This is a genomic window from Nocardia araoensis NBRC 100135, from assembly GCF_000308435.1.
In the GTDB taxonomy this organism is placed as follows: domain Bacteria; phylum Actinomycetota; class Actinomycetes; order Mycobacteriales; family Mycobacteriaceae; genus Nocardia; species Nocardia araoensis.
The window spans coordinates 112,346-138,902 of record NZ_BAFR01000034.1; the positions used below are offsets into that span (position 1 = coordinate 112,346).

A 26,557-nucleotide genomic window follows, 5' to 3' on the forward strand; every position below is an offset into this window, starting at 1 on the left:
TGTGCCACGCCCGCTCCGGGTTCGGATGTGTGCTGCATACCATACCGATGAATCGGTGCCGGGCGGGATAGCCGGGCGCGCGCCGGATCCCGTCCGACGAGCCGCGCGGCGGGCAGAGGGAAAGCTGCGGCGAGGTTGCCGGCGGCGGCCGCGTGCCGCGCCGACGGCTTTCCCGGCGACGGGCTGCGGGCGCGAAGCGAGGGCTCTCGCGGGATTGCCCGCACTGTCTCTCGCATCGACGTCCGGGAGCCTCGGGCCTGCGCAGATTCCGCTCTGGGCCGGGTCGCGCCCGCGTGGCCGCGACACGGGGCCGCCGAACCCTTGACGGAAACCCGGGGGTCGGTTTCTACTGTCTCGGTATCGAACGTATATTCGATACGAATCGATAGCTGAATCGGTGCTGACCCTCGAATAGAGGGTCGCTCCGCATGCTTCGCCTCGGGTCCATCGCGGGAAGTAGGTGGTTGAGATGGGTTCGGATGCGATATCGCAGGGAGGGGTGAATCGGGGCGCGCTGTCGCGCGGTGGTGGGCGGGAAAATGCGCCCTCCCTGGCTGAACTGCGTAGACGCATGGCAGCGGTGCCGGGGCGCGGTGAATCGACAGCGCATCGGGCTCCGCTCGGGGACGGAGCGCGTCGAGCGGCGCTGCCGGTGCCCTCGGCTCTCGCGCCGCTGTTGCCGGATGGTGGCTTGGTCAAGGGGTCCGTGGTGGCCTACACGGGAGCGAGTTCCCTGCTGGCCGGCCTGCTCGCCGCGGTGACCGAGGATGGCGGGCACGCCGCGGTGGTGGGCATGCCCCGGCTCGGTCTGCTCGCCGCGGTGGAGATGGGGGCGCAGTTGCGGCGGCTGGCCGTGATCGCCGATCCCGGCCCCGACCCGGTTGAGGTGGCCGCGGTCCTGCTCGACGGGCTCGATCTGGTCGTGCTCGGACTCGGGGGCGCCGCCGTCGCGCCCGCTCGCAGCCGGGTGATCGCGGCCCGCGCCCGCAACAAGGGCGCCACCCTGGTGGTCGCCGACGGTCGCTGGCCCGGTGCGTCCCTTCAGCTCGATGCCCGCATCGCGGGGTATGCCGGTCTCGGCCGCGGGCGCGGACGCTTGCGTTCGCTCGGTTTGACGGTCGAAGTGCGCGGCAAGGCGGGACCGCCACGGCGCGGGCGGTTGGATCTGTGCCCGAATGCGGGGCGCGTGGAATGGGTACTGCGCGAAAAAGCAGCTCTGCCTGTCGAAGCCGTCGACACCCAGGAGGCGGTGTCGTGAGGGCGGCGGCCCGCAGGGCGGCGCCGTGATCCGGCCGGGATCGAAGCGGGTGCTCGCCCTGTGGTGCCCGGACTGGCCCGCGGTCGCCGCGGCGGCGGTGGCGGGACTGCCCGCGACGCGGCCGGTGGCGGTGCTGTTCGCCAACCGGGTGGTGGCTTGTTCGGCGATCGCGCGAGCCGAAGGGGTCCGCCGCGGCCTGAAGCGCAGGGAGGCGCAGGCGCGCTGCCCCGAGCTGTACCTCGCGCAACAGGATCGGGATCGGGACGCGCGACTGTTCGAACCGCTGATCGCCGCGGTGGCCGCGACGGTGCCGGGGGTGGAGGTGCTGCGACCCGGGCTGCTCGTGCTCGGTGCGCGCGGCGCGGCGCGGTTCTTCGGGTCCGAGGAGGCGGCGGCCGAGCGCTTGGTCGACGCGGTGGCCGCGGCCGGGGCGGAAGCGCAGATCGGGATCGCCGACGAGCTGTCCACGGCGGTGATCGCCGCCCGGCGCGCCGCGATCGTGTCCGCGGGGGCGGGAGCGCGGTTCCTCGCACCGCTGCCGGTCGGGGAGCTCGCGGTCGAACCGAGCCTGGCCGCCCCGGAACGCGCCGATCTGGTCGATCTGCTGCACCGCTTGGGTCTACGCAGGATCGGCGATTTCGCCGCGCTCTCCGCGGCGGAGGTCGGCTCCCGGTTCGGCGCCGACGCCGTGCTCGCGCATCGCTGTGCCAGAGCCGAACCGGAGCGTCCGCCCTCGGCGCGGCAGCCACCGCCGGATCTGGTGGTGGAATACCGCTGTGATCCGCCGATCGAGCGAGTCGATGCGGCGGCCTTCGCCGGTCGCCTGCTCGCCATCCGGCTGCACAGCGCGCTCGCCGATGCCGGGCTGGCCTGCACCAGACTTTCGGTGCATGCGGAAACCGCGGCGGGGGAGCATCTTTCGCGGATCTGGCGCTGTGCCGAGCCGCTCACGCCGGAGGGCACGGCGGATCGGGTGCGCTGGCAGCTGGACGGCTGGCTCACTCGGCGTGACGGCGCGCGGCCCACCGCGCCGATCACCGTGCTGCGGCTGGAACCGGTCGAGGTGGTCACCGCGGGCGCGCTGCAACTCGGCTTGTGGGGCGGGGACGGGGAGGAGGACGAGCGTGCCCGCCGTGCGCTGATCCGGGTGCAGGGGCTGCTCGGCGGGGAAGCCGTACGGGTCGGCGTGCTGAGCGGCGGACGTGGACCCGCCGAACGAATCACCATGGTCGCGTTGGGTGACGAACTCGTCCCCGCGGCCGACCCCGCGCAGCCATGGCCGGGCCGGCTGCCCGAGCCCGCCCCCGCCGTGATTCTGCTGAACCGTCCGCTGGTGCGATTGGAAGCCGCCGACGGCGCGCTCGTCAAGGTCACCGACCGCGCCTTGTTCGACGCCGATCCCGCGCTGCTGCGCTGGGGGAGCAAACAGTGGCGGCTCACCGGCTGGGCGGGCCCGTGGCCGGTGGACGAACGCTGGTGGGCCCCCGATTCGGACGATGCGGAATTCACCGCACGCGCACAGGTCCAACTCGACGACGCCCCCGCAGCCAGCCGCGTGCTGCTGCTGGTCTATCACGACGAAACCTGGCGCGCCGAAGGGATTTACGGCTAGGCCCTCATTCCGGGCGCGACCACACGGTCGCCAGCGTGAACGGATGTCCGCGCAGGGCGGACCATTTCGGTTTGCGGGCCAGCCACGCGTCGTCGACCAGTGCCTCGGCCACTTCGGTGAGGACCCAGCCCGCGGCCAGACCGGCCGACAGGTGCTCGCTGATCAAGTGCAGGTGGGTGCTGATCGCCACCGGTTCGCCGGACGGGTCGGTGTAGTGCGTCGGCATTCCGGACACCATGATGAATTGCGGGTGGTAGCTGACCAGTACGCAGCGCGCGCCCGGCGCGGCCAGCCGCCAGGCCTCCGCGTAGAACGGCGCCAACTCCGGTAGGTGCTCATCGATCAACGAGGCGATCACCAAGTCGTAGGCGCCGTCCGGGAGGCCGGTGGCCCGCACATCCGCTCGGGTCAGCGTGGTGTGGGCGCCGCGTTCGGCGGCCAGCGCCAGCATCCCCTGGCTCACGTCGACGCCGTCGATGTGCGGTATTCCACGGTCGCGCAACCAAGCTCCGGTTCGCCCGGTGCCGCAGCCGAGGTCGGCCGCGCGCCGCACTCCGCCGAGGTCCGACCGCAATCGCCCGAGCAGTGCGAGATCCATTTCGTCCAGGACGGTTTGCTCGTAGGTGGGGGCCCAACCGTCGTACCCCGTGGCCACGTCGACGGTGCGATAGTCGCGGCGATCGAAATCGGCGAAGGAGGGCATGCGGCGAGTATCGCTCCGAGTCCGCCCACGCGCCAGGCAATTATCGCGCGTTGGGTGATCAGCGCTACACCACGCGGGGCCGGGGCATGACTGCCGGTATCCTCGTTGGTCGTGGATCTGACGCTGGGCCAGGTGACATTCGGAGACGTGCGAATCGCCTATCGGGATTCGGGGGTGGGCGCGGTCAGCGACATCCCCGTGCTGCTCGTGCACGGCATGGGCGGCGACGGGCACACGTGGGACCGGTTCGCGCGTGTTCTCGTGCGATCCGGACGCCGCGTGATCATCCCCGATCTCCGCGGACACGGCCGTAGCTCACATACCGATTCCTATCTTTTCGACGAGTTCGGCGACGATCTGCTGCGCCTGTGCGACCACTTGGAGCTGCCCGCGGTGGATCTGGTCGGGCATTCGCTCGGCGGTTACGCGGTGTCGCGCGTCGCGCAGGAGCGGCCGGAACTGGCGCGCAGGCTGGTCATCGAGGAGTGCCCGCTTCCGCTGCGGTCCGGCGCCGAGGAAGTGCGCCTGGCTCGCAGGCTGCCCACCGTGCCCGAACTGTGGCACGCCACCTCCAGCCTGGTCCGGCACCCGGGCGCGGTGCTCGCGTTCGACCGCTCCATGACGAAGACCGCGCTCGAGCAGTTCCGCAAGCCGAACCCGGAGTGGTGGGACCGCCTCTCCGACATCACCGCGCCCACTCTGGTGTTGTGCGGCGGACCGGGCGGCATGGTCGATCCCGAGAAACTCGCCATCCTGCGGGACAGCCTCGCCGACTGCACGGTGACCAGCTTCACCTGTGGTCACAGCATCCACCGCGACCGCTACCACGAGTTCGCCGCGGCTGTGCGGCCGTTCCTCGCGGGCTGACGCCTCTGTCCGCAACCGTGGGCGGCGCCCACGCGGTGGCGTCCGGAGATCTTCCCGCCACTCGCGGAGTGTCCCCGCGGGGAGGTTCACCAATGGGTACCGGGTACCCAGCGGGCGGCGCGCCGCAAGGCCGTGCCCGTGACGCGGCGCGCGGTCGATCGGGTTCGGGGCTCGGGGAGCGCGGTGGCGGGTTCGGCCGATTCGCCGGGGGTGGTCTGCTCGCCTTTGGCCGCTGGGGAATCAGGTATGGCGCGGTAGTAGCGGTGTAGGACGCGGTCGCGGATCTTCGGGGTGAGCAGCGCGCCGTATTCGGCGATGGTGCCCAGCGGCACGTCGATGCGCTTGGGCCGTTCGATCAGCGCGCGCACGATGGTGGCGGCCGCCCACTCGGGCGACTCTGCGGGGCCCTGGTCGCCGCTCGGGGCGATCATCGGCGTGCGCACCAGCGGCATGTGGATGGTGGTGAACGTGACGCCGTCCGCCATCGTCTCGACGGCCGCCACCTCGGTGAACTTGTCCAGCGCCGCCTTGCTGGCCAGATATGCCGAGAATCGTGGCGTGGCCATCTGTACGCCCGCGCTGCTGATGTTGACGATGTGCCCGAACTTGCGTTCGCGCATCTGCGGCAGCAGCGACAGCGTCAGCCGCAGGGCGCCGAAGTAGTTGACGGCCATGGTGCGTTCGAAGTCGTGCAGCCGGTCGGTGGAGCGGTGGATGGCGCGGCGGATGGAGCGGCCCGCGTTGTTCACCAGCATGTCCACGTGACCGTGTTCGTCCAGCACGGTCTTCACCACGTGGTCGACGGAATCGGAATCGGTGACGTCGCAGGAATATCCGTAGGCCGAGCCGCCCGCGGCCCTGATCTCGTCGACGACCGCGGCGAGTTCCTCACCCCGGCGCGCGAGCAGGAACACGGTGGCGCCCTTGCCCGCGACCGCGAGCGCGGCCGCCCGGCCGATTCCGGAGGACGCTCCGGTGATGAGGACGTGCCGCCCGGTGAGGTCGCGGTTGTGGCGCCGGCGCGGGGCGGGCTCAGCGGATGCGTCGGTCATCGCTGCTCCTTTGCAGGTCTGGTAGCCACGAACTTACTTCAAAGTAAGTTCTCTGCCAAGTGCTCTCGATCGCGTCCGGGATCGGCCGCCCCGGCTGTCGCGGCGTGTCGCGCCGACGTGGCGGACGGGTTCGAGAACCGCACGCGGCCTGCGGATTTGCGGGTGTGCGAAACGCATCGAACAACTCTCGAAACGTTCGAACATATGTGCGATACTCAGCGCATGTCGGACGATCGGATGGCGGAGGTGTTTGCCGCGGTGCGGCTCGGTGGCGTCGACCCCGCGGCGGGGCGACGGGCGTTGGAAAAGCTCTGGGACGAACTCGGTGAACACGGCGGAGCGTTGCAGCGCTGCGTGGTCGCGCATCATCTCGCCGATCTCCAAGAGGAGCCCGCCGAGGCGCTGCGCTGGGATCAGCGCGCGCTGGCCGCGGTGTTCGGGCCCGGCGTGCCGCTGGACGAAGGTCTGCGCGGCTTCTTGCCGTCGCTCTATCTGAATCTGGCCGACAGTCATCGCCGGGTCGGCGAGTTCGAAGTCGCCAGGATGCAGTTGGCAATCGCTCGCGGGCATCTCGACGTCCTCGCCTCCGATGCCTACGGCGCGCTCATCCGGACTCGCCTGCGGGGTGTCGAGGCCGCTCTGGCCGCCGGTTCCGTCGAACGGCTCCGGGCATCCTGACCTGCCTGTACATCGCCAGGCTTCGAATGTATGTTCGAGGCGAGGAGGTGAGTCGTGGGCTGGGGCAACGGTCCGCCGAGCTGGGCGGAGATGGAGCGGGTGCTGTCCGGGCGGGCGCATCCCGATGGGCGGTATCCGGGTGACGGCGGCGACAGCCCGGCGTGGTCGCGTAAGCGCGGCGAGTACCGCCCGGAGCCGGTGCGCCCTGTCGATGAACCGGCGGTCCCATACGCGGAGTTGCACGCGCACTCGGCCTACAGCTTCCTGGACGGTGCGAGCCATCCGGAGGAACTGGTGGAGGAGGCGGTGCGGCTCGGCCTGACCGCGATCGCGCTCACCGACCACGACGGCTTCTACGGCACCGTCCGCTTCGCCGAGGCGGCCAAGGAATGGGGCATGCCCACCGTCTTCGGAGCCGAACTATCGCTCGGCACGGCACTCGAACCGCCCGTGCCCGGCACCGTGCGCGGGCACGCCGCCGCCCCCGACTCGGCGCCGCGCACCGGCGCGCCGGATCCGGCCGGGCCGCACCTGCTGGTGCTGGCCCGCGGCCAGGAGGGCTACCGCAGGCTTTCCCGCGAGATCGCCGCCGCGCACATGGCCGCGGGAGAGAAAGGCATCCTGCGTTACGACCTCGACACGCTCACCGCGGCGGCCGAGGGGCACTGGCACATCCTGACCGGATGCCGGAAGGGGCACCTGCGCCAAGCGCTCGAACTCGACTTGCACGCGGGCAACACCCGGCTCGAACGCGCGGAAGCCGCGCTGCGGGAGCTCGCCGACCGCTTCGGCGCCGACCGGGTGAGCGTGGAACTCACCCAGCACGGCATCCCGGAGGACGACGAGCGCAACGCGCATCTCATCGCCTTGGCCGATCGTCTCGGCCTGCCCGTGCTCGCCACCACCGGAGCGCACTTCGCCGCACCGAGCCACCGTCGCCGAGCCATGGCGCTCGCGGCGATCCGGGCCAGGCAGAGCCTGGACGAGATAGCGGGCTGGCTGGCCCCCGCCGGTGGGGCGCACCTGCGGTCAGGGGCGGAGATGGCGCGGTTGTTCGCCGACTGCCCGCAGGCGGTGGCGAACGCGGCGGCCCTGGCCCGCGAATGCGCCTTCGACCTGCAGCTGATCGCCCCGAACCTGCCGCCCTTCGACGTGCCCGCCGGACACGACGAACAGTCCTGGCTGCGCGAACTCGCCATGACGGGCGCCGCGGCGCGCTACGGGACTCCCCAGGAGAACCCGGAGGCGTACCGGCAGATCGAGCACGAGCTCGCGGTGATCAACGCCCTGGAATTCCCCGGCTACTTCCTGGTGGTGCACGACATCGTCAGCTTCTGCAAGGACAACGACATCCTCTGCCAGGGCCGCGGTTCGGCGGCCAACTCCGCGGTCTGCTACGCGATCGGCATCACCAATGTCGACCCGGTGCGCAACCACTTGCTGTTCGAACGTTTCCTCTCCCCGGAACGCGACGGTCCGCCGGACATCGATGTCGACATCGAGTCCGACCGCAGGGAAGAGGCGATCCAGCACGTCTACCGCAAGTACGGCCGCGAGTACGCCGCGCAGGTGGCCAACGTGATCACCTATCGCGGCAAGTCCGCGGTGCGCGATGCCGCACGGGCGCTCGGCTTCTCACCCGGCCAGCAGGACGCGTGGAGCAAGCAGGTGAGCCGCTGGACCGGTGTGGGCGCCGAGACGAACACCGACATCCCCGCCGAGGTGCTGGAACTGGCCGCCGACATCGAGGGCCTGCCGCGGCATCTCGGCATCCACTCCGGCGGCATGGTGATCTGCGACCGGCCGATCGCCGACGTCTGCCCGGTGGAATGGGCGCGCATGTCGGGCCGCAGCGTCTTGCAGTGGGACAAGGACGATTGCGCGGCCATCGATCTGGTGAAGTTCGACATGCTCGGCCTCGGCATGCTCTCCGCACTGCACTACATGATCGATCTGGTGCGCGAGCACAAGGGCGAGACCGTCGAGTTGCACGCGCTCGATCTGGCCGAACCCGAGGTCTACGAGATGCTTTCGCGCGCCGACTCGGTCGGCGTCTTCCAGGTGGAGTCGCGTGCGCAGATGGCCACCCTGCCCCGGCTGCGACCGCGCAGCTTCTACGACCTGGTGGTCGAGGTGGCGCTGATCCGTCCCGGCCCGATCCAGGGCGGTTCGGTGCATCCCTACATCCGCAGGCGCAACGGAGCCGAGGACGTCGTCTACGACCATCCGGCGCTGAAGAATTCACTGGAACGCACGCTCGGTGTGCCGCTGTTCCAAGAGCAGCTCATGCAGATGGCCGTCGACGTCGCCGGATTCACCGCCGTCGAGGCCGATCAACTGCGCCGCGCCATGGGCTCCAAGCGGTCACCGGAGCGCATGGAGCGCCTCAAAGCGCGGCTCTATCAGGGCATGCGGGAGCGGCACGGCATCACCGGCGAGGTCGCCGACCGCATCTACGAGAAGCTTTACGCCTTCGCGAATTTCGGTTTCCCGGAGAGTCATTCACAGAGCTTCGCCTCGATCGTGTACTACTCGGCCTGGTTCAAACTGCATCATCCCGCCGCCTTTTGCGCCGGCCTGCTGCGCGCGCAGCCGATGGGGTTCTACTCGCCGCAGTCGCTGGTCGCCGACGCGCGCAGGCACGGGGTCACAGTGCACGGTCCCGATATCAACGCCAGTCGCGCCGAGCCCACCCTCGAGGCCCGGGGGACCGAGGTGCGGCTGGGACTGGCCACGATCCGCCAGATCGGCGACGACCTCGCCGAACGCATCGTCGCCGCCAGGGGCGAGCGGCCCTACACGTCCTTCCTCGACCTGACCGGCAGAGTGGAACTCACCGTCGCGCAGGCGGAATCACTCGCCACGGCGGGCGCGCTCGGCAGCCTCGGCATCACCCGGCGCGCAGCGCTCTGGGCGGCGGGCGCCGCCGCGGGCGAGCGCCAGGACCGGTTGCCCGGCACCGGCGCGGCCACCACCGCACCCGTCCTGCCCGGGATGAGCGATCTGGAGACGGCCGCCGCCGACGTCTGGGCCACTGGCGTCTCGCCGGGCAGCTATCCGACGCAGTTCCTGCGCCCGCACCTGGACGCCCTCGGCGTCATACCCGCCTGCGACCTGCTCACCGTGTCCGACGGCTCGCGGGTCCTGGTGGGCGGCGCGGTGACCCACCGGCAGCGTCCGGCGACCGCGGAGGGCATCACCTTCCTCAATCTGGAAGACGAGACCGGGATGGTGAACATCGTCTGTTCGCTGGGGCTGTGGCGGCGTTACCGGCGGCAGGCCCAAGGCGCCGCCGCGCTGCTCATCCGCGGCCGGGTGCAGAATGCCGAGGGCGTGGTCAGCGTGGTCGCCGAACATCTGCAACGAATGGATCTGCGGATGGCGTCCAAGTCGCGCGACTTCCGTTGAGCCGGTTGCTTTAAGGAAGTGTTAGAAGGGTTCTAGAGAACTGTTGTGCGGGGCTTTCCGCGCGGCGGGAAAGGCTACTGTGCCTGGCATGAGGAAGCTTGCTGTGCTGTGTGCCGCCGCGCTGGGGTTGATCTTGCTCACCGGCTGCGGTGACGACAACGCGGCACCCGCTCGGGATCGGACGTCGTCGGTGGTCACCGGGCCCGCCGCCCCCGCGCTCGTGCCGCCGGGGCTACACGAGCAGGCGCCGCCGAAGCAGGAGGACAACTCCGGCGCCGAACCGACGACCACGCGCAAGGAGGTGGTCACCGGCAGCGTCGAGATCACCGCGGACGCGCCGGTCGCCGTGGCGGGCGCCATCATCGACCAGGTGCGCGTCGCAGGCGGCCGGGTCGACAGCCGCACCGAGCAGCCAGGCACCGACGACACCGAGCCCAGCGCCACGCTCGTCGTCCGGCTGCCCGCGGACAAGACCGACGCGTTCATCGCGGGCCTCGGCGAGGTCGGGCAGATCACCCGGGTCACCACCAACCGCGACGACGTCACCATGCACTGGGAGGACCTGGACGCGCGGATCAAGGCGCTGCAAGCCTCGGTCGACCGGCTGCGCGGGCTCATCGCGGGCGCCACCACCACCTCCGACCTGCTCGCCGCGGAGCAGGCGCTGTCCAGCCGCCAAGGCGAACTGGACAGTCTCACGGCGCAGAAGCGCAGGCTCGACGACCAGGTCGCCCTCTCCACGCTGACCATCGACGTCACCACCGACCCCAAGAAATCCGGCGACGACCCCGACAACTTCTGGGACGGCATCGTCTCCGGCTGGAATTCCCTGGTCGACTGGTTGCAGGACGCGATCGTGTTCAGCGGCAAGGCGATTCCGTGGCTCGGCTTCCTGGCGGTGGTAGCCGCCGTGCTGTGGGGCATCGTGCGCCTGGTGCGGCGGCGCGGGCCCACGCCGGGTGCGGGAGAATCGGCACCGGCTCCCGCGGAGCCGGTGAGCAGCGCCTCCGACGGCGCGGAAACCAGCGCAGGAGGCAAGAGTGCCGACGGTGGTAAGGGCGACGATCAAGCCGAACAGCCGTAAGGGCCCGCTGGTGGAGACCCTCGACGACGGCAGCCTGCAACTGTATGTGCGGGCTCCCGCCGTCGAGGGCAAGGCCAACAAGGCGGCGATCGAACTGCTCGCAGGCCATTACGGAGTCCCCAAGTCCGCCGTCCGGCTGACCGCGGGCGCGACCTCTCGGTTCAAACGATTCGAAATCGACGTCTCCTGACGTCCCTGAGATCAAATGCCGCCGGGGAAGCCGAGTTGGCGCCATGCCTCGTAGACGGTTACCGCGGCCGCGTTGGAGAGATTCATGGAGCGGCGGCCGGGCAGCATCGGGATGCGCAGCCGGTCGGTGATGCGCGGGTCCGCCAGCACCTCCGCGGGCAGGCCGGTGGGCTCGGTGCCGAACAGCAGCACGTCGTTCTCGCGATAAGCCACATCCGTGAACCGTGTGGTGCCCTGCGTGGTGAACGCGAAAACCCGCTCCGGGCGCAACGCCTCCCACGCCGCCGCCAGATTCGGGTGCACTGTCACCGATGCCAGATCGTGGTAGTCCAACCCGGCCCTGCGCAGCTTCGGTTCCGACAGGTCGAACCCCAACGGCTCGATCAGATGCAGATGACACCCGGTCCCCGCGACCAACCGGATCGCGTTGCCGGTATTCGGCGGAATGCACGGCTCGTGGAACATCAGATGGAACACGGGTGTCAGTCAACCAGGTGATCGAGAGTCCCCGCGAACGGCGATCCCTGGCTGGTGGACCCGCGGAGAGAACTCCGGACCCGATCGAGCAGGAGTTGCCCTGACCGGGCCCGGACTCCGCGGTCGGCCAGGAATCAGCCGAAGCTGCCCGTGCTCGGCTTGCCGATCACGTCGACGGTGACGACGTCCGTCCTCGAGGTATCGCCCTGGCGGGGATCACCGGTGGGGCGTTCCCAGGCGCATGCGCCACGCACGCGCATCTGTCCGGCGGGCAGGGAGCCGTTACCGAGCGACGTCTGGACCATCTTGCCGTCGGCGATGGCGAACGACGTGGGGTTGTTGCCGCCGAAGATCTCCCCGGTGTCGTCGTTGTACACCCAGCACACACCCTCGGCGTTGGGGTTGTGGAATTTCGCCGACACGGTTCCTGGCACCGAGAAGACCTCCTCGAGCACCGGAGGCGACAGTGGAGGTGCCGCGGTAGCGGTGGCGCCGAATGCCATCGCCGGTAGCGCGGCGAGCATGAGAAGGGAAAGTCGTCGCAAGATCATGATCGAATGATGCCAGCCACCTGAACATGCCCAGATGACTCGCCTTTTGCCGCAGCCATGTGCCACTCGTCATCACCGGACCGTTGGGGAGTCTGCAACAATCGGGGGGTGACCGATGCCGACATGCCTCTCGCGGGGCGCCGCAGTTTGGGGGCCGAGTTCTTGCGGTCGCATCTGCCGATGGTCGTCGTGACGCTGGTCATCGTGGTGGCGGTGGTGTTCGTGGCGTCCGATCGGTGGCGGCGCGGGGCGTTCTTCTTCGGCGGTGCGACGCTGCTGGCGGCGGCGTTCCGGCTCTGCCTGCCGACCGCGCGGGTGGGGCTGCTCGCGGTGCGCAGCAAGCCTTTCGATGTCGGCGCGCTGACGCTGCTGGGGTCGAGCATTCTGTTCCTCGCGGCCACGATCAACACACTCGGCGTCGGCTGACGGCTGGGCGACCCGGCGATAACCGAGTCGCCCCCGGGTCAGCGAACAGCGGCGTATCGCTCTGCGAAGACCGTTCGCTCGCGCGGACGACGCCCCGGGTGCGGCGGGACCGTGTCGCTGTAGCCGACGGTGACCAGCACCGCGATGGCGAGATCGGCGCGATCGCCGATGCCGATGGCTTGCTTCACCAACTCGGCGTCCCAGCCGTTCATCGGCGCGGAGGCCAAACCGAGCCCGGTGGCCGCGAGCATCGCGTAGGTGGCGGCGATCATCGCGTTCTTGACGGCGTTCTCGCGTAGCAGTCCGCGCCCTTCCAGCGCCAGGTATTCGGCGCGCGTATCGAACATCGCGGTGAACTCGCTGTTCCACGCGCCGTTGCGACCGGCCAGTTCGGCGATGTCGGCGTTGCGGTCCCGCCAGGCGGCGGCGTCGGCGACGAAGACCAGCACCACCGGCGCCTCCTTCGGTTGCGGCTGGCCGAACGCCGCCTCCGACAGCGCCGCGCGGCCGGCCGCGCTGGTCACGACCACAACCGACCGGTCCTGCATGTTCCACGCGCTCGGTGCTTGCATCGTGAGTTCGAGCAATTCCTCGATCAGCTCGGGTGCCACCGGATCGGGGCGATAGTGCCGCACCGTGCGACGTCCACGGATCGCATCGGCTACTGAAAGTTCCTGTTTATCCATATTTCTTACTATTGGAGAGTCACACTCCAATGGGAAGAAGGCACTAATTGGTGCGCTACACTCTGGAAGGTGCCCACCTTTGTCGAAAGCTCCGGCCTGCCCGCCGACGTGTACTCCGCGAAGTGCCCTACGCGGGAGATACTCGACCACATCGCGGGGAAATGGACGGTCCTGATCATCGACGCGCTCGCCGACGGCACGATGCGCTACACCGATCTGCGCCACCGCATCGACGGCATTTCCCAGAAGATGCTGACGCAGACGTTGCGGCAGCTCGAGACCAACGGATTCGTCACGCGCACAGTGCATCCCACGATCCCGCCGCGGGTGGATTACACGCTGACGGAGCTGGGACACAGCCTGCGCACGCCGATAGCGGCGCTGCGGGAGTGGATCGAAGCCAACATCAACCGCATCGAAGCGGCGCGGCGAGCCGCGGCGCTCTGAGAGCGGATGGCAGCACGGCGCCGGCGGAGCCGATCCGGGTAAGTGGGCCTTTCAGCGTTCGGGTCGCACACCGGCGCGGGCCAGCCGCATGGTCTCGGTCAGCAGTTTCGACACCGCCGCCGCCTCGGTGAGGAATCCGTCGTGCCCGTCGCGGGAGTGCACGATCTCCAGTCCGTCGCAGCCGGGCAGCAGATCGGCGAGCTCCTGCTGGGTTCGCAGCGGATACAACCGGTCGGAGTCGACGCCACCGACCACGCACGGCACCGGCGTCGCCGCGAGCGCCGCCTCGATGCCGCCCCGGCCGCGTCCGACGTCGTGGCGGTTCATCGCCTCGGTCAGCAGTACGTAGGTGGCGGGATCGAAACGCGCGCAGAGCTTTTCGGCTTGATGGTCCAGGTAGCTCTGCACCGCGTAGCGGCCGCCGTGCCACGGGTCCTCGTCGGCCTGCGGCTTGTTCTGGAACCGGTGATCCAGCTCGAATTCGGTGCGGTAGGTCAGGTGCGCGATCCGCCGGGCCAGGGCCATCCCCGTCGTCGGAGCGCGGCCGGTGCCGTGATAATTGCCGCCCTGCCAGTCCGGATCGGCCTTGATCGCCGCGATCTGCGTGGTCTGCGTGCCGATCTGATCGGCGGTGGCGCGGGCCCCCACCGCGAGCACCAGCGCCGCGGCGACCCGATCCGGTGCGCCGACCATCCACTCGAGCACCCGCATGCCGCCCATCGACCCGCCGACCACGGCGGCGAGCCGCTCGACACCGAGCAGATCGAACAGAGCCGCCTCCGCGGTCACCTGATCACGAATGGAGATCTCGGGAAAACGTGCACCCCATGGCTTTCCGTCCGGAGCGGGACTGGACGGCCCGGTACTGCCCATGCAGCCGCCGAGCACGTTCGTCGCGATCACACACCATTCGTCGGTGTCCAGCGGCGCACCCGGCCCGACCATGCCATCCCACCAGCCGGGCAGCGGGTGCACGTCGTCGGGCTTGCCGACCACGTGCGAGTCGCCGGTCAGCGCGTGTTCGACCAGCACGACGTTGTCCAGTTCGGGGGAGAGTTCACCCCAGCGCTGCACCGCGAGGTGGACGTCCGGGATGACCGCGCCGTTCTCGACTCGCACGTCCCCGATGGCGATGGTGCCGAGCTGCCCGTCCGGGGGCGGCAGGGCGATGCCGGAGGTCCGAGCGCTCGCTTCGGTGTTCACTGTCATGTCGCCGCCGCCGTGAAACCGGCGGGTAGGCATGCCGGAGGATCCGAGAGGAAACGCACGATCCCGAACTCGGCACCGCGGCTGTGCGGGGCCGCCTGCGCCGGGCCTCGCTCGGCCCTGGGCGCGGTGAATTCACTCATGGTTTGCTCCAAGCAGGTATTCGCCGGTACAGCAGGGGTTAGCGGTGTGTGGGTGACGAACAACAACACATGCCGGCGACCTCCTGTTACGCGCTTGCTCCCGGCCCTCGGGAGCCAGGTCATCACCCGGAGCACCCCACCGCGGCTGGAGGGTTGCCGACCAGCGAGCCGGGGCTTGGCGCTGGTACTCATGACCTGTCCGGCATCATAACCGGCGGGCGGTCAGCGCCCGAAATCCTCCATCGAACTCACTGGTCCGCGGTGGTCGGCGCCCCGCAGCAGGTGCGCACGAACTCGTCGTAGGCCTCGGTGAACGCCGCCCGCCCCGCCCTGGCCGCGACCGCCAGGTCGTCGTCGAGGAACACGTCGTCGGAACACTCCATGCCGATGTGGCCGATCAGTTGCCAAGTGCCGACGATGAGCCGCACCGGCCGCGCGTCCGGCGTGGTGCCGAGGCGCTCGGCGACCACCTCGGCGATCGCGGTGTTCTTGTCGTCGGCCAGTTCCGTGCTGCGCGCGCTGACCGAAGGGCTGCTGCGCAGGATCCGCTGCATCTTCTGGTACTGCCGGAACGACAGCGGGTCGGCCTCGCCCGCCGCGGCGGCTTCATCGACCACGTGCAGGAAGGCCGCGCGCAGCGCCCCGAGTTCGTTGCCCGTGCGGGGCAGCTCCCGCAGCGTCTCGGCGATGGTGCGCCCGAAATCCTGGACCGGTCCCAGGATGATGTCCTCTTTGCTGTCGAAATAGCGGTTGATCGTGCGCGGTGAGACGTCCGCCGCGTTGGCGATCTGCTCGATCGTGGTCGCGTCGAAGCCCTGGGTATCGCACAGGTCGAGGGCCGTGGCGATGATCCGCTGCCTGGTCTGTTGCTTCTTGCGTTCGCGCAGGCCCTGGGTCGCCGGGCCGCCGGCGGCGCCGTCGGCCGCTGCGCCCGCGCCCGTCGGCGCCGATGACTCGAGCATGCCCCCATGTTAACGCAACCTGCCGTTTTCCTGTCCTTAACGGTCAAATGTCGTAATGCGACATTTTTCGCTTGACGACAAATGTCGCTCGATGACAGGATGGCTCGGGACATCGAAGGACGAGGAGAAGACCGTGACGGAGACGGCAACAGCGGTGCACCCGCCGCAGAAGGCGAGCGGTTCAGCGCGGTGGCTCGCGCTCACCGTGATCGCATTGGCCCAGCTCATGGTGGTGCTGGACGCCACCATCGTGACCATCTCGCTGCCGTTCGCGCAGCGTGATCTCGACATCAGCGACGGCAACCGGCAATGGATGCTCACCGCCTACACGCTGATCTTCGGCGGCCTGCTGCTGCTCGGCGGCAGGCTGGCCGACTACCTCGGCAGGCGCCGGATCTTCATCGTCGGCCTGATCGGGTTCGCAGGCGCTTCGGCGCTGGCCGGTCTCGCGCAGACCGGCGCGGAACTGTTCGCCGGACGCGCATTGCAGGGCGCGTTCGCCGCGCTGCTGGCCCCGGCCGCGCTCTCGCTGCTGTCGGTGACCTTCACCGAGCCCGGCGAGCGGGCCACCGCGTTCGGCGTGTTCGCGGGCATCTCCGCGGGCGGCGCGGCACTCGGCCTGATCGCAGGCGGCGCGCTCACCGAATACGCCTCGTGGCGCTGGTGCCTGCTGGTCAACACCCCGATCGCGCTGATCGCGCTGTTCGGCGCGCTGGCCTGGGTGGCGAAGGACGTGCCCGCGCCGCGCAGCGGGGGATACGACGTGCCCGGTGCCGTCACCGTGACGCTCGGCCTGATCGCCATCGTGTACGGCTTCAGCCGCGCCGCAGAGGACGGCTGGCTGGCAGGCAGCACCCTGGCGCTGCTGGTCGCCGGGCTTGGCCTGCTGGTCGCCTTCGTCGCGATCGAACGGCGGTCGGCGAACCCGCTGCTGCCGTTGCACATCCCCGGGGAGATCAACCGGGGCGGCGCGTTCCTCGCCGCGCTGCTCATCCCGATCGCGATGTTCGCGATGTTCCTGTTCCTGAGCTACTACTTCCAGATCACGCTGGGCTACTCCGCGCTGAAGGCGGGCTTCGCGTTCCTGCCGTTCCCGGCGGGCATCGCCATCTCGGCGGGTGTCACCAGCGCCCTGCTGCCGAAACTGGGCCCGCGTCCGCTGATGCTGGCCGGGGCCGTGCTGGGCGTCATCGGCTTGGTGCTGCTGGCCCAGCTGAGCTACGGCGACAGCTTCCTCGCCGGAGTGCTGCCCGCTCAGGTGCTCATCGCGCTCGGCATGGGTCCGCTGTTCGTCGGCATGCAGACGGTCGCGCTGCATCAGGTGGAAGAAGAGGACTCGGGCGTCGCCTCGGCGCTGCTCAACGCGGCGCAGCAGGTCGGAGGCGCGGTCGGTACCGCGCTGCTGACCACCATCTCGGTGCAGGTCGCCAAGACCTTCGCGCAGGACAACGCGGGCATCGACAACCTGGCCGCGCGGGCCGCGATCCACAGTTACGACGTGGCCTTCTACGTCGGAGCCGGGTTCTTCCTCGCGGCCATCCCGATCATCGCGCTGATGATCCGGGACCGGCCGGAGAATCTGATCGAAGGCTCCGAGGAGGGGGCGCGGCTTCCGGTCGCGGTCTGATCCGCTGGAGCGAGGGTCCGCGCGGCGTCACGGCGCCGTGCGGACCCTCGTCGTATGCCAGGCGGTTGCCGTGCCGGAGCGGAAGGCGGATCATGGCGGCGACGGCGGTTGCGCGGGCGCCCTCGCGGAGGCGTTGGAAGGCATTGCCTACCAATCGGTAACAAAGGTGGTCCAGCTCACTCCGGGGGCTGCCCGTGCGGTGAGGACTTCGGCAGCAGTACGCTTGTCTTGTTTGCACCACATGTCCCGCCGACAACGCGGGACATATACGTTGTCTGTTGGAACAGCTGGGGTCCGCTCACAAGCGTGTTCGCCTGGCCGTGCAATGAGGGCACCATCCTAGGAGGACACGAAGATCCATGTCCAAGATCAAGGTTGAAGGCACCGTCGTAGAACTCGACGGCGACGAGATGACCCGGATCATCTGGCAGTTCATCAAGGACAAGCTGATCCACCCCTATCTCGACGTGAACCTCGAGTACTACGACCTCGGCATCGAATACCGTGACAAGACCGACGATCAGGTCACCGTCGACGCCGCCGAAGCCATCAAGAAGCACGGCGTCGGTGTGAAATGCGCCACTATCACTCCGGATGAGGCGCGCGTCAAGGAATTCGGCCTCAAGAAGATGTGGCGTTCGCCCAACGGCACCATCCGCAACATTCTGGGTGGCACCATCTTCCGCGCCCCGATCATCATCTCGAACATTCCGCGCCTGGTGCCGGGCTGGACCAAGCCGATCATCATCGGCCGTCACGCCTTCGGCGACCAGTACCGCGCCACCGACTTCAAGGTGTTCCAGGGCGGCACCGTCACCGTGACCTTCACCCCCGACGACGGCAGCGAGCCGATCGTGCACGAGGTCGTGAAGATGCCCGATGAGGGCGGCGTCGTCATGGGCATGTACAACTTCCGCAAGTCCATCGAGGATTTCGCGCGGGCGTCTTTCAACTACGGCCTGCAGCAGAACTACCCGGTGTACATGTCGACCAAGAACACCATCCTCAAGGCCTATGACGGCATGTTCAAGGACACGTTCCAGGACATCTTCGACGCCGAGTTCAAGAGCCAGTTCGACGCCGCGGGCCTGACCTACGAGCACCGGCTGATCGACGACATGGTCGCCTCCTCGATGAAGTGGGAGGGCGGCTACGTCTGGGCGTGCAAGAACTACGACGGCGACGTGCAGTCCGACACGGTCGCGCAGGGCTTCGGCTCGCTCGGCCTGATGACCTCGGTGCTGCTGACTCCGGACGGCCGCACCTGTGAGGCCGAGGCCGCGCACGGCACCGTCACCCGGCACTACCGCCAGCACCAGCAGGGCAAGCCGACCTCGACCAACCCGATCGCGTCCATCTTCGCCTGGACCCGCGGGCTCGAGCACCGCGGCAAGCTGGACAACACCCCCGAGGTCATCGGCTTCGCGCAGACCCTGGAGGACGTCGTCATCAAGACCGTCGAGGGCGGTCAGATGACCAAGGATCTCGCGCTGCTCGTCGGCGGGGACCAGGGCTACCTGAGCACCGAGGAGTTCCTCGGCGCGCTGGACGCCAACCTGGCTCGCGCGCTGCGCTGAGCCGTTCCGGCGCCGCGTCGTCGCGGGGTCGGATCGCTGGGCCGAGCCGCGTCGCTCGGCCGACTCCGGCGCTGGGTGGCCACCCAGCGCCGGGCTGAACATCGGGCACCCGCCCCACCATCGGTGGAACGGGTGCCCGGACTGTTTGTCCAGCAGCGCGCGGAACCACGGGAGCAAGAAGCCGTCGGTGAACTCACCCGCGGTGAAGTCCTCGCTGTCCACCATCGCGAGGTGACGGCGAGCACCGCGACGATGCTGAAAGGTGGCGGGCCACTGAGGTCTTCCGTCCGTATTGCGTGAATTCTCACGTTCACCTGCGTAGTTCATCGGCGGCGCGTGGCCGAACTCACGTTCGCCCGGGAAGCGAACGCAGGCCGAGGCCGGTTACATGAACACGTGACCAGCGCCCTGACCACCAGCACCACCGCGCCGCCCGGACGAACCGATTGGCATGTGCCCGCGATGCTCGCCCTGGCCCTCGGCGGTTTCGGGATCGGCACCACCGAATTCGTCACCATGGGTTTGCTGCCGGACATCGCGTCGGCCATGCGCGTCTCCGAGCCGACCGCGGGGCACGCGGTGTCGGCCTACGCGCTCGGTGTGGTGATCGGCGCGCCCCTGATCGCGGCGCTGTGCGCACGGATGCCGCGCAAGCGCCTGCTCGTCGCGCTCATGGTGGCGTTCACCGTGGGAAATGCGGCGACCGTCCTGGCGCCCTCGTTCGAGACGCTGGTGCTCGCGCGATTCGTCTCGGGTTTGCCGCACGGTGCCTACTTCGGTGTCGCCTCGCTGGCCGCCGCCACCCTCGCCCCCGTAGGGCAGCGGGCCAAGGCAGTTGCCGCAGTTATGCTGGGTTTGAGCGCCGCCAATGTTGTCGGCGTTCCCGCAGCCACCTGGCTCGGCCAGCATCTCGGCTGGCGCGATGCTTTCGTGGTGGTCGCGCTCATCGGGGCGACCACCGTGGCGGCGCTGCTGCGCTTCGTCCCCGAGCTCACCGGCATCACGGTGACCAATCCGATGACCGAACTCGGCGCGCTGCGTCGTCCGCAGGTCCTGCTGACGCTGCTGGTCGGCGCTGTGGGGTTCGGCGGCATGTTCGCCGTCTACACCTACATCGCGACCACCCTCACCGACGTCGCCGGTCTGCGCGCGGGGGCGGTGCCGCTGGTATTGATGCTGTTCGGCGTGGGCATGGTGATCGGCAACATCGTCGGCGGCGTGCTGGCCGACCGCGGCGTCGACCGCGCCATCTCGGTGGCGATGGTCGCGATGACCGCCATCCTCGCCGGCTTCGTCGCCGCCGCGCACAACCCGTACACCGCGGCCTTCGGTGCGTTGCTGGTGGGCGCGTCCGGAGCCGCGCTGGCGCCCGGACTGCAGACCCGTCTGATGGACGTCGCGGCCGATGCCCAGACCCTGGCCGCCGCCCTCAACCACGCCGCCTTGAACATCGCCAACGCCGCGGGCGCCTGGCTCGGCGGCCTGGTCATCGCCGCGGGCCTCGGTTACACGGCCCCCGCCGTAGTCGGCGCCATCTTGGCCGCGACCGGCGTCGCGTTGTTCACTTCGACCGTCTGGACCGCGCGGAGATCACGTCCGGCCGGGCGTACGCAACCGGCAGCGCGGTAGTCACCGAAGTACTGCCCGACCGGCCGCGCGCGCGAAGGTCGTCAGCCACCGTGCCCGTCGGAATCCGGGCTCGCCGGGGCGGACGAGGACGGTCCGGCGGGGCGGGCGGCCAGGGCGCGGCCGGCGATCTCGTGCAGGTGCGCCGAGGCGCGGCGCCACCGGCGCCGGGCGCGTTCGTCGTCCGGGTCGATGAAATTCGAGATCAGGATGCCGCGTAGCGCGTCCATGGCGGTGTAGATGAAGTCGCGCGCCTCTTTGCGGCGCACGTCGTCCGGCACGAAACGGGCGACCGCCAGCAAGACGGCGTTGTTGACGAACGGCTCGACCTTCTCCATCGCCGCGGCCAGCACCGGGTCGGTCCGCCCCGCCACCCACAGTTCCACGGTCGCGATGAACAGCGGACCCTGGTGCAGTTCCCAGAGGAACTCCAGCGCCGCCGCCACCGGATCATCACCGGTTTCCACCCGCGACATCTCCCGCATGGCCGTCTCGGCGCGCAGCTGCGCCAAATGGCTGATCGCGGCCACCACCAGATCGGTTTTCGAGCCGAAGTGGTGGACCTGGGCCCCGCGGGTGACCCCGGCGCGTTCGGCCACCCGCGGCGTCGTGGTTCCGGAGTAGCCGTACTCGACCAGACAGTCCACCGTCGCGTCCAGCAACCGGGTGCGCATCTCGGTGCTGCGTTGCTCCTGCGTCCGGCGCTGCTGCTTCCCGGCTACGCTCCTGGTCATCGCTCGATCCTACACTTACATACAGAACTGTATGTTCCGGCGTCGGTCGCGGATGTCGACTCGGCGGTTCCGGGGATCGTTCGTAACTCGCGAGATGGAGCGTCGGAATCGGCGGCTGTTGGCGGCGCCGACGATGCCCGCGGCGCGAAAAGGTTTGCTTCGGCGCGTTCTCCGGTGCGGTGGTCGAAGAACATGCATGTCTCATTGTATGTAGCAGGCTGGCCGCAATCGCCTGGTTATTCGCTAGGCATCGCGGGCCCACAAAGACCATCTTGTCGACTTTACATACAACCATGTATGTTTGTTTTCGCTCGTCCGGCCGCTCGCGGCGTACGCACAATCTGAGGAGTTCGATGGCGAACAAGGTCTACGTCGTCGGTGTCGGCATGACGAAGTTCGAGAAGCCGGGCCGCCGCCTGGTCGAGGAAGCCGACGGCACCACGCGCGCCTGGGACTATCCGGACATGGCCAGGGAGTCGGGCACCAAGGCGCTCGCGGACGCGGGCATCTCCTACGACCGGGTGGAACAGGCTTACGTCGGTTACGTGTACGGCGAATCCACCTCGGGTCAGCGTGCCGTCTACGAACTCGGCATGACCGGCATCCCGGTGGTCAACGTGAACAACAACTGCTCCACCGGTTCGACGGCGCTGTATCTCGCGGCGCAGGCGATCCGCGGCGGGCTGGCCGACTGCACGCTGGCGCTGGGCTTCGAGAAGATGCAACCCGGGTCGCTCGGATCCACCTGGGACGATCGCGAGCAGCCGATGGCCAAGCACGTCATGGCGCTGGCCGAGATCTCCGAGGTGCTGTTCCCGGTGGCGCCGTGGATGTTCGGCGCGGCCGGGCGCGAGCACATGAAGCAGTACGGCACCACGGCGGAGCACTTCGCCGAGATCGGCCACAAGAACCACAAGCACTCGGTGCACAACCCGTATTCGCAGTTCCAGGACGAGTACACCCTCGAAGACATCCTCGCCTCGCGGATGATCTACGACCCGCTGACCAAATTGCAGTGCTCGCCGACCTCCGACGGCTCCGGCGCGGTCGTTCTCGCCAGCGAAGCGTTCGTCGACGCCCACGATCTCGCCGGGCAGGCGGTGGAGATCGTCGGCCAGGCGATGACCACCGACTTCGCCTCGACCTTCGACGACACCGCCAAGAACCTGATCGGCTACGACATGAACGTCCAGGCCGCGAGAAAGGTCTATCAGCAATCCGGCCTCGGCCCGGAGGACTTCCAGGTCATCGAGCTGCACGACTGTTTCTCGGCCAACGAACTGCTGCTCTACGAAGCGCTCGGACTGTGCGGCGAGGGCGAGGCCGGGCGATTGATCGACGACGGCCAGACCACCTATGGAGGCAAATGGGTGGTCAACCCGTCCGGCGGGTTGATCTCCAAAGGGCATCCGCTCGGCGCGACCGGTCTCGCGCAGTGCTCCGAGTTGACCTGGCAACTGCGCGGAGCGGCGGACAAGCGGCAGGTGGACGGCGTCACCGCCGCCCTGCAACACAACATCGGCCTCGGCGGCGCGGCCGTCGTCACCGCCTACCAGCGCGCCGACCGCTGAACCGCGGCCCGGTCCGACGAACTCGACGAGGAGTGCAACGCATGGGACACATCGAAGCCACCAAGGACGTCGACGCCGCCCCCGAAGCCCTGTGGGCGGTCGTCTCCGACCCCCAGACCTGGGACAAGTGGTTCACCATCCACGAGCGCTTCATGGAGGAGCCGCCGGCGGTGCTCAGCGCGGGCGCCAAGCTGGTCGCCAAGATCGTGATGCTCGGCATGGCGAACAAACTGGAGTGGACCATCGTCTCGGTGGACGCGCCGAACAAACTGACCCTCGGCGGCACCGGCATGGCCGGGGTGCGGACCGAGTTCACCTTCGACATCCGGCCCAACGGCCAGGGCAGCACCATCCTGGTCTCCGGTGACTTCGAAGGCGCGTTGATCAAGGGCGCGCTCGGCAAAGCGGTGGAGAAGGACGGCATCAAACAGCTGGACCGCTCCCTCGACCAACTCGACGCCCTCGCCGCATCGGCATGAGCGGTCAGGCAGTATGAGCGCCGAATCCTCCTCCCGCGCAGTCGAGTTCGACGACAGCGGCTTGGAGACGTGGTCCGACGAGGAGCGTTTCGAGGTCACCGCCGAGCGGGTCGCGGAGTACGCCGCCGCGACGAACGATCCGATCGCCGCGCACTCGGCCGGCACGGTGGCCGGGCCGGTCTTCGCGATCGTCCCGGTCTTCGAGGCCATGATGATGCCGGTCATCGATGTCGCGCCGATGGACATCTTCGGCCGGGTCGTGCACGGGGAGCAGGATTTCCACTTCCACCGCCCGATCCGCCCCGGCGACCGGCTGGTGTCACGCGCCAAGGCGATCGGCTACACCAGCCGCCCCAACGGCACGTCCATCACCATCCGCATCGAATGCCGCACCGAGGCGGGGGAACCGGTCAACGACCAATACCTCACCGCCTTCTTCCGCAACATCGACGCGGGCCGGACGGTCGGCGTAGCCGCTCCGGCGCACAAGTTCGACGAACGGCTGCGTGAGCAGGATCCGGTCGCCGTCGTGGCGCAGCACGTGGATCACGACCAGACCTTCCGCTACGCACCGGCGTCCGGCGATCCCGTGCCGCTGCACTTGGACGAGCAGGTCGCCAAGGACGCCGGACTGCCCGGCATCATCGCGCACGGGTTGTGCACCATGGCGTTCGCGTCCTGGGCGGTGCTCACCGAGGTCGCGGCGTCGGATGTGCACCGGCTCGAGCGATTCGCGGTGCGTTTCGCCAAGCTGGTCTTCCCCGGCGACGATCTCGAGACCCGTATCTGGAAGGCGGGCCGCGCCGACGGCGTCACCCGCTACGCCTTCGAGACCGTCCGCGGCGACGATGTCGTGCTGAGTGACGGACTGGCCGAGATCGCCGACTGATCATCGCGCGGCGGTATCCGCCGCGCACATCCCACTTACGCCGGATTCGGCACGACCGCAGGAGACAACACATGGGTGTACTGGACGGACGGGTCGCCGTCATCACCGGCGCGGGCCGCGGCATCGGCCGCGAGCACGCATTGCTGTTCGCGAAGGAAGGCGCCACCGTGGTCGTCAACGATCTCGGCGGCAGCAACGCGGGCGAGGGGATCGATGCCGGCCCCGCCCACGAGGTGGTGCGGGAGATCGTCGCCGCGGGCGGCAAGGCGGTGGCCAACACCGACGACGTCGCCACCTGGGACGGCGCGCAGAAGCTGGTCGAGCAGGCGGTCACCGAGTTCGGCGGCCTCGACGTCGTGGTCAACAACGCGGGCATCCTGCGCGACGCGTTCATCGCGGGCATGGACGAGGCGCAGTGGGACGCGGTGCTCGCGGTGCATCTCAAGGGCCACGCCGCGGTGCTGCACCATGCCGCCGCGTACTGGAAGAAGCAGTCCAAGGCGGGTAACCAGCCCAAGGCCGCCGTGATCAACACCGCCTCGGCATCGGGAACCACCCTGCCCAACCCGGGACAGGCCAATTACGGCGCGGCCAAGGCGGGCATCGCCGCCCTGACCCTGGTGGCTGCCGATGAACTGGCGCGCTACGGCGTGCGGGTCAACGCGATCGCGCCGATCGCCCGTACCCGGCTCACCCTGGCCACTCCCGGCATGGGCGAGATGCTGGCGGCCGAGGCGGAGGCCTCGGAGGGCGGGTTCGACGCCTTCGCACCGGCCAATATCGCGCCGCTGGTCGCCTACCTGGCCGCCGAGGACTGCCCGATCACCGGCAAGGTGTTCGCGGTGCAGGGTGGCGCGATCTCCGAACTGGCCGGTTGGCACGATGTGAAGACCATCGAGACCGAGGGGCCCTGGCTGATCGACGACATCGCCGCCCGGCTGCCCTGACCTCGGGGAATGTGAGGAGAACGACGATGTTCGAATGGTCCGAGACCGATGTCATGATCCGCGACGCCGTCCGGGCGTTCATCGACAGGGAGATCCGCCCGAACCTGGACGCGCTCGACAGCGGTGAACTGCCGCCGTACCCCGTGATCCGGAAGTTGTTCCGGGAGTTCGGGATCGATGCGCTGGGCGGCGAGGCCGTGCAGAAGATGCTGGCGCGGCAAGCGGCGCGGGAGTCCGCCGGGGAGGAAGTGGAACAGAAGCCGAAGTCCTCCGGCTCGAGTCCGTTCGCCGGACAGGAATCACTGATGGCGGTGCTCATCGGCGAACTGTCCGGGGTATGCATGGGCTTGGTCTCCGCGATGGGGGTGAGCATCGGCCTCGGCGCGACCACGATCATGTCGCGGGGAACGCTGGCACAGAAGCAGCGCTGGCTGGAGGACATCGTCACCATGCGGAAGGTCGCGTCCTGGGCGATCACCGAGCCGGACTCCGGATCCGACGCGTTCGGCGGCATGAAGACCTACGTCAAGCGCGACGGCGAGGATTACCTGCTCAACGGCCAGAAGACCTTCATAACCAACGGCCCCTACGCCGACGTGATGATCGTCTACGCGAAGCTCGACGACGGCGCGGGCGGCGACAAGCGCGACCGCAAGGTGCTCGCCTTCGTGCTCGACAAGGGCATGCCCGGCCTCACCCAGGGCAAGCCGTTCAAGAAGATGGGCCTGCACTCCTCGCCGACCGGTGAGCTGTTCTTCGACAACGTGCGCGTCGGCCGGGACCGCCTGCTCGGCGAGACCGAGGAGCACAAGGGCGGCGACGGCAGGGAGAGCGCCCGGTCCAGCTTCACCGCCGAGCGCGTCGGCGTGGCCTTCATGGCGCTGGGCATCATCAACGAGTGCCATCGGCTGTGCGTGGACTACGCCAAGAACCGCAAGCTCTGGGGCCAGGAGATCGGTCGCTTCCAGCTGGTGCAGCTGAAGCTGGCGAAGATGGAGATCGCGCGGATCAACGTGCAGAACATGGTGTTCAACACGCTGGAGCGAGGCCGGGCGGGCAAGCCCCCGACCCTGGCCGAGGCCTCCGCGATGAAGCTGTACGCCTCCGAAGCCGCCACCGAGGTGGCCATGGAAGCCGTCCAGCTCTTCGGCGGCAACGGCTACATGACCGAGTACCGCGTGGAGCAACTCGCCCGCGACGCCAAGTCGCTGATGATCTACGCGGGCAGCAACGAGATCCAGGTGACCCATATCGCGAAAGGACTTCTCGCTCAGTAGGTCCCGAATCGGTCGCCCCCGTCGGTCGTGAGGCGGTCACGCGGCAAGCGTTCCCTGCCTTCGACGACGGGGCGCCGTGCG

Annotated in this window: 25 protein-coding genes and 1 riboswitch; of the genes, 17 read left to right on the forward strand and 8 right to left on the reverse strand. The window is 68.9% G+C overall.

What is annotated here, in order from left to right:
• Positions 1-571 precede the first annotated feature (571 nt).
• Positions 572-1,258 (forward strand): DnaE2-dependent mutagenesis accessory factor ImuA', encoded by a 687-nt coding sequence (gene imuA', locus ON21_RS04850; RefSeq protein WP_245562466.1) that lies wholly within the window; start codon positions 572-574, stop codon positions 1,256-1,258.
• A 25-nt stretch (positions 1,259-1,283) separates the two neighbouring features.
• A complete protein-coding gene (locus tag ON21_RS04855) occupies positions 1,284-2,870 on the forward strand; it encodes a DNA polymerase Y family protein (protein ID WP_245562467.1) in 1,587 nt (528 codons plus the stop codon).
• 4 nt (positions 2,871-2,874) lie between these two features.
• Here ON21_RS04855 and ON21_RS04860 read toward each other — a convergent pair whose 3' ends face one another.
• Entirely contained in the window at positions 2,875-3,573 is a 699-nt protein-coding gene (locus ON21_RS04860; RefSeq protein WP_039795756.1) for a class I SAM-dependent DNA methyltransferase, read from the reverse strand.
• Positions 3,574-3,684: 111 nt separating this feature from the next.
• Between ON21_RS04860 and ON21_RS04865 the strand changes: the two genes are divergently transcribed.
• A complete protein-coding gene (locus ON21_RS04865) occupies positions 3,685-4,440 on the forward strand; it encodes an alpha/beta fold hydrolase (RefSeq protein ID WP_051020340.1) in 756 nt (251 codons plus the stop codon).
• A gap of 86 nt (positions 4,441-4,526) precedes the next feature.
• On the opposite strand, the gene ON21_RS04870 is transcribed toward ON21_RS04865, so the two are convergent.
• Complete coding sequence (locus tag ON21_RS04870) at positions 4,527-5,492, reverse strand: SDR family NAD(P)-dependent oxidoreductase (protein WP_039795758.1); 966 nt, start codon at positions 5,490-5,492, stop codon at positions 4,527-4,529.
• A 222-nt stretch (positions 5,493-5,714) separates the two neighbouring features.
• Between ON21_RS04870 and ON21_RS04875 the strand changes: the two genes are divergently transcribed.
• The 4 genes from ON21_RS04875 (at position 5,715) to ON21_RS04890 (ending at position 10,852) form a co-directional block, all read left to right on the forward strand.
• A complete protein-coding gene (locus tag ON21_RS04875) occupies positions 5,715-6,170 on the forward strand; it encodes a hypothetical protein (protein ID WP_039795760.1) in 456 nt (151 codons plus the stop codon).
• A gap of 54 nt (positions 6,171-6,224) precedes the next feature.
• Positions 6,225-9,578, forward strand: coding sequence for an error-prone DNA polymerase (locus tag ON21_RS04880; RefSeq protein WP_039795762.1), 3,354 nt, complete (start codon positions 6,225-6,227; stop codon positions 9,576-9,578).
• Positions 9,579-9,666: 88 nt separating this feature from the next.
• On the forward strand, positions 9,667-10,662 hold the full coding sequence (locus tag ON21_RS04885) for a DUF4349 domain-containing protein (protein ID WP_083880395.1): 996 nt from the start codon (positions 9,667-9,669) through the stop codon (positions 10,660-10,662).
• Entirely contained in the window at positions 10,619-10,852 is a 234-nt protein-coding gene (locus tag ON21_RS04890; RefSeq protein WP_039796172.1) for a DUF167 domain-containing protein, read from the forward strand. The genes ON21_RS04885 and ON21_RS04890 overlap by 44 nt, the downstream gene beginning before the upstream one ends.
• Before the next feature lie 11 nt (positions 10,853-10,863).
• Here ON21_RS04890 and ON21_RS04895 read toward each other — a convergent pair whose 3' ends face one another.
• Together ON21_RS04895 and ON21_RS04900 are read right to left on the reverse strand one after the other, a co-directional pair.
• Complete coding sequence (locus tag ON21_RS04895) at positions 10,864-11,328, reverse strand: tRNA (cytidine(34)-2'-O)-methyltransferase (RefSeq protein ID WP_039795764.1); 465 nt, start codon at positions 11,326-11,328, stop codon at positions 10,864-10,866.
• 134 nt (positions 11,329-11,462) lie between these two features.
• Positions 11,463-11,879, reverse strand: coding sequence for a hypothetical protein (locus tag ON21_RS04900; RefSeq protein WP_157170705.1), 417 nt, complete (start codon positions 11,877-11,879; stop codon positions 11,463-11,465).
• Positions 11,880-12,002: 123 nt separating this feature from the next.
• Here ON21_RS04900 and ON21_RS04905 point away from each other — a divergent pair, with 123 nt between their 5' ends.
• Positions 12,003-12,305 carry a DUF3017 domain-containing protein gene (locus ON21_RS04905; protein ID WP_083880402.1) on the forward strand — a complete coding sequence of 101 codons (303 nt, stop codon included), beginning with the start codon at positions 12,003-12,005 and terminating at the stop codon, positions 12,303-12,305.
• 38 nt (positions 12,306-12,343) lie between these two features.
• On the opposite strand, the gene ON21_RS04910 is transcribed toward ON21_RS04905, so the two are convergent.
• On the reverse strand, positions 12,344-12,991 hold the full coding sequence (locus ON21_RS04910) for a nitroreductase family protein (protein ID WP_039795768.1): 648 nt from the start codon (positions 12,989-12,991) through the stop codon (positions 12,344-12,346).
• A gap of 69 nt (positions 12,992-13,060) precedes the next feature.
• On the opposite strand from ON21_RS04910, the gene ON21_RS04915 reads away from it, so the two are divergent.
• Positions 13,061-13,438: a winged helix-turn-helix transcriptional regulator gene (locus tag ON21_RS04915; RefSeq protein ID WP_039795770.1), complete on the forward strand. Its 378-nt coding sequence runs from the start codon at positions 13,061-13,063 to the stop codon at positions 13,436-13,438.
• 51 nt (positions 13,439-13,489) lie between these two features.
• Here the strand turns inward: ON21_RS04915 and metX are convergent, their stop codons facing one another.
• Positions 13,490-14,647 carry a homoserine O-acetyltransferase MetX gene (metX, locus tag ON21_RS04920; RefSeq protein ID WP_083880396.1) on the reverse strand — a complete coding sequence of 386 codons (1,158 nt, stop codon included), beginning with the start codon at positions 14,645-14,647 and terminating at the stop codon, positions 13,490-13,492.
• Between the two features lie 225 nt (positions 14,648-14,872).
• A riboswitch (SAM riboswitch) is annotated at positions 14,873-14,983 on the reverse strand.
• A 52-nt stretch (positions 14,984-15,035) separates the two neighbouring features.
• The gene (locus tag ON21_RS40565) at positions 15,036-15,749 is read right to left on the reverse strand and encodes a TetR/AcrR family transcriptional regulator (RefSeq protein WP_051020345.1); all 714 of its coding nucleotides are present in this window, start codon (positions 15,747-15,749) and stop codon (positions 15,036-15,038) included.
• 91 nt (positions 15,750-15,840) lie between these two features.
• Between ON21_RS40565 and ON21_RS04930 the strand changes: the two genes are divergently transcribed.
• The 3 genes from ON21_RS04930 to ON21_RS04940 all read left to right on the forward strand — a co-directional run bounded on the left by ON21_RS04930 (position 15,841) and on the right by ON21_RS04940 (position 20,582).
• On the forward strand, positions 15,841-17,376 hold the full coding sequence (locus ON21_RS04930; RefSeq protein ID WP_083880397.1) for an MFS transporter: 1,536 nt from the start codon (positions 15,841-15,843) through the stop codon (positions 17,374-17,376).
• 359 nt (positions 17,377-17,735) lie between these two features.
• The gene (locus ON21_RS04935) at positions 17,736-18,953 is read left to right on the forward strand and encodes an NADP-dependent isocitrate dehydrogenase (protein WP_039795772.1); all 1,218 of its coding nucleotides are present in this window, start codon (positions 17,736-17,738) and stop codon (positions 18,951-18,953) included.
• A gap of 408 nt (positions 18,954-19,361) precedes the next feature.
• A complete protein-coding gene (locus tag ON21_RS04940) occupies positions 19,362-20,582 on the forward strand; it encodes an MFS transporter (protein WP_373281101.1) in 1,221 nt (406 codons plus the stop codon).
• Between the two features lie 41 nt (positions 20,583-20,623).
• On the opposite strand, the gene ON21_RS04945 is transcribed toward ON21_RS04940, so the two are convergent.
• Entirely contained in the window at positions 20,624-21,313 is a 690-nt protein-coding gene (locus tag ON21_RS04945) for a TetR/AcrR family transcriptional regulator (protein ID WP_051020347.1), read from the reverse strand.
• Between the two features lie 353 nt (positions 21,314-21,666).
• Here ON21_RS04945 and ON21_RS04950 point away from each other — a divergent pair, with 353 nt between their 5' ends.
• From ON21_RS04950 to ON21_RS04970, 5 genes are all read left to right on the forward strand, one after another.
• Positions 21,667-22,884: a lipid-transfer protein gene (locus tag ON21_RS04950; RefSeq protein WP_039795774.1), complete on the forward strand. Its 1,218-nt coding sequence runs from the start codon at positions 21,667-21,669 to the stop codon at positions 22,882-22,884.
• Between the two features lie 41 nt (positions 22,885-22,925).
• Positions 22,926-23,363: a type II toxin-antitoxin system Rv0910 family toxin gene (locus tag ON21_RS04955; protein ID WP_039795777.1), complete on the forward strand. Its 438-nt coding sequence runs from the start codon at positions 22,926-22,928 to the stop codon at positions 23,361-23,363.
• A 13-nt stretch (positions 23,364-23,376) separates the two neighbouring features.
• The gene (locus tag ON21_RS04960; RefSeq protein ID WP_039795779.1) at positions 23,377-24,252 is read left to right on the forward strand and encodes a MaoC/PaaZ C-terminal domain-containing protein; all 876 of its coding nucleotides are present in this window, start codon (positions 23,377-23,379) and stop codon (positions 24,250-24,252) included.
• Positions 24,253-24,323: 71 nt separating this feature from the next.
• Positions 24,324-25,199, forward strand: coding sequence for an SDR family oxidoreductase (locus tag ON21_RS04965; RefSeq protein ID WP_039795781.1), 876 nt, complete (start codon positions 24,324-24,326; stop codon positions 25,197-25,199).
• 26 nt (positions 25,200-25,225) lie between these two features.
• On the forward strand, positions 25,226-26,476 hold the full coding sequence (locus tag ON21_RS04970) for an acyl-CoA dehydrogenase family protein (protein ID WP_039795783.1): 1,251 nt from the start codon (positions 25,226-25,228) through the stop codon (positions 26,474-26,476).
• The last annotated feature ends 81 nt before the right edge of the window (positions 26,477-26,557 follow it).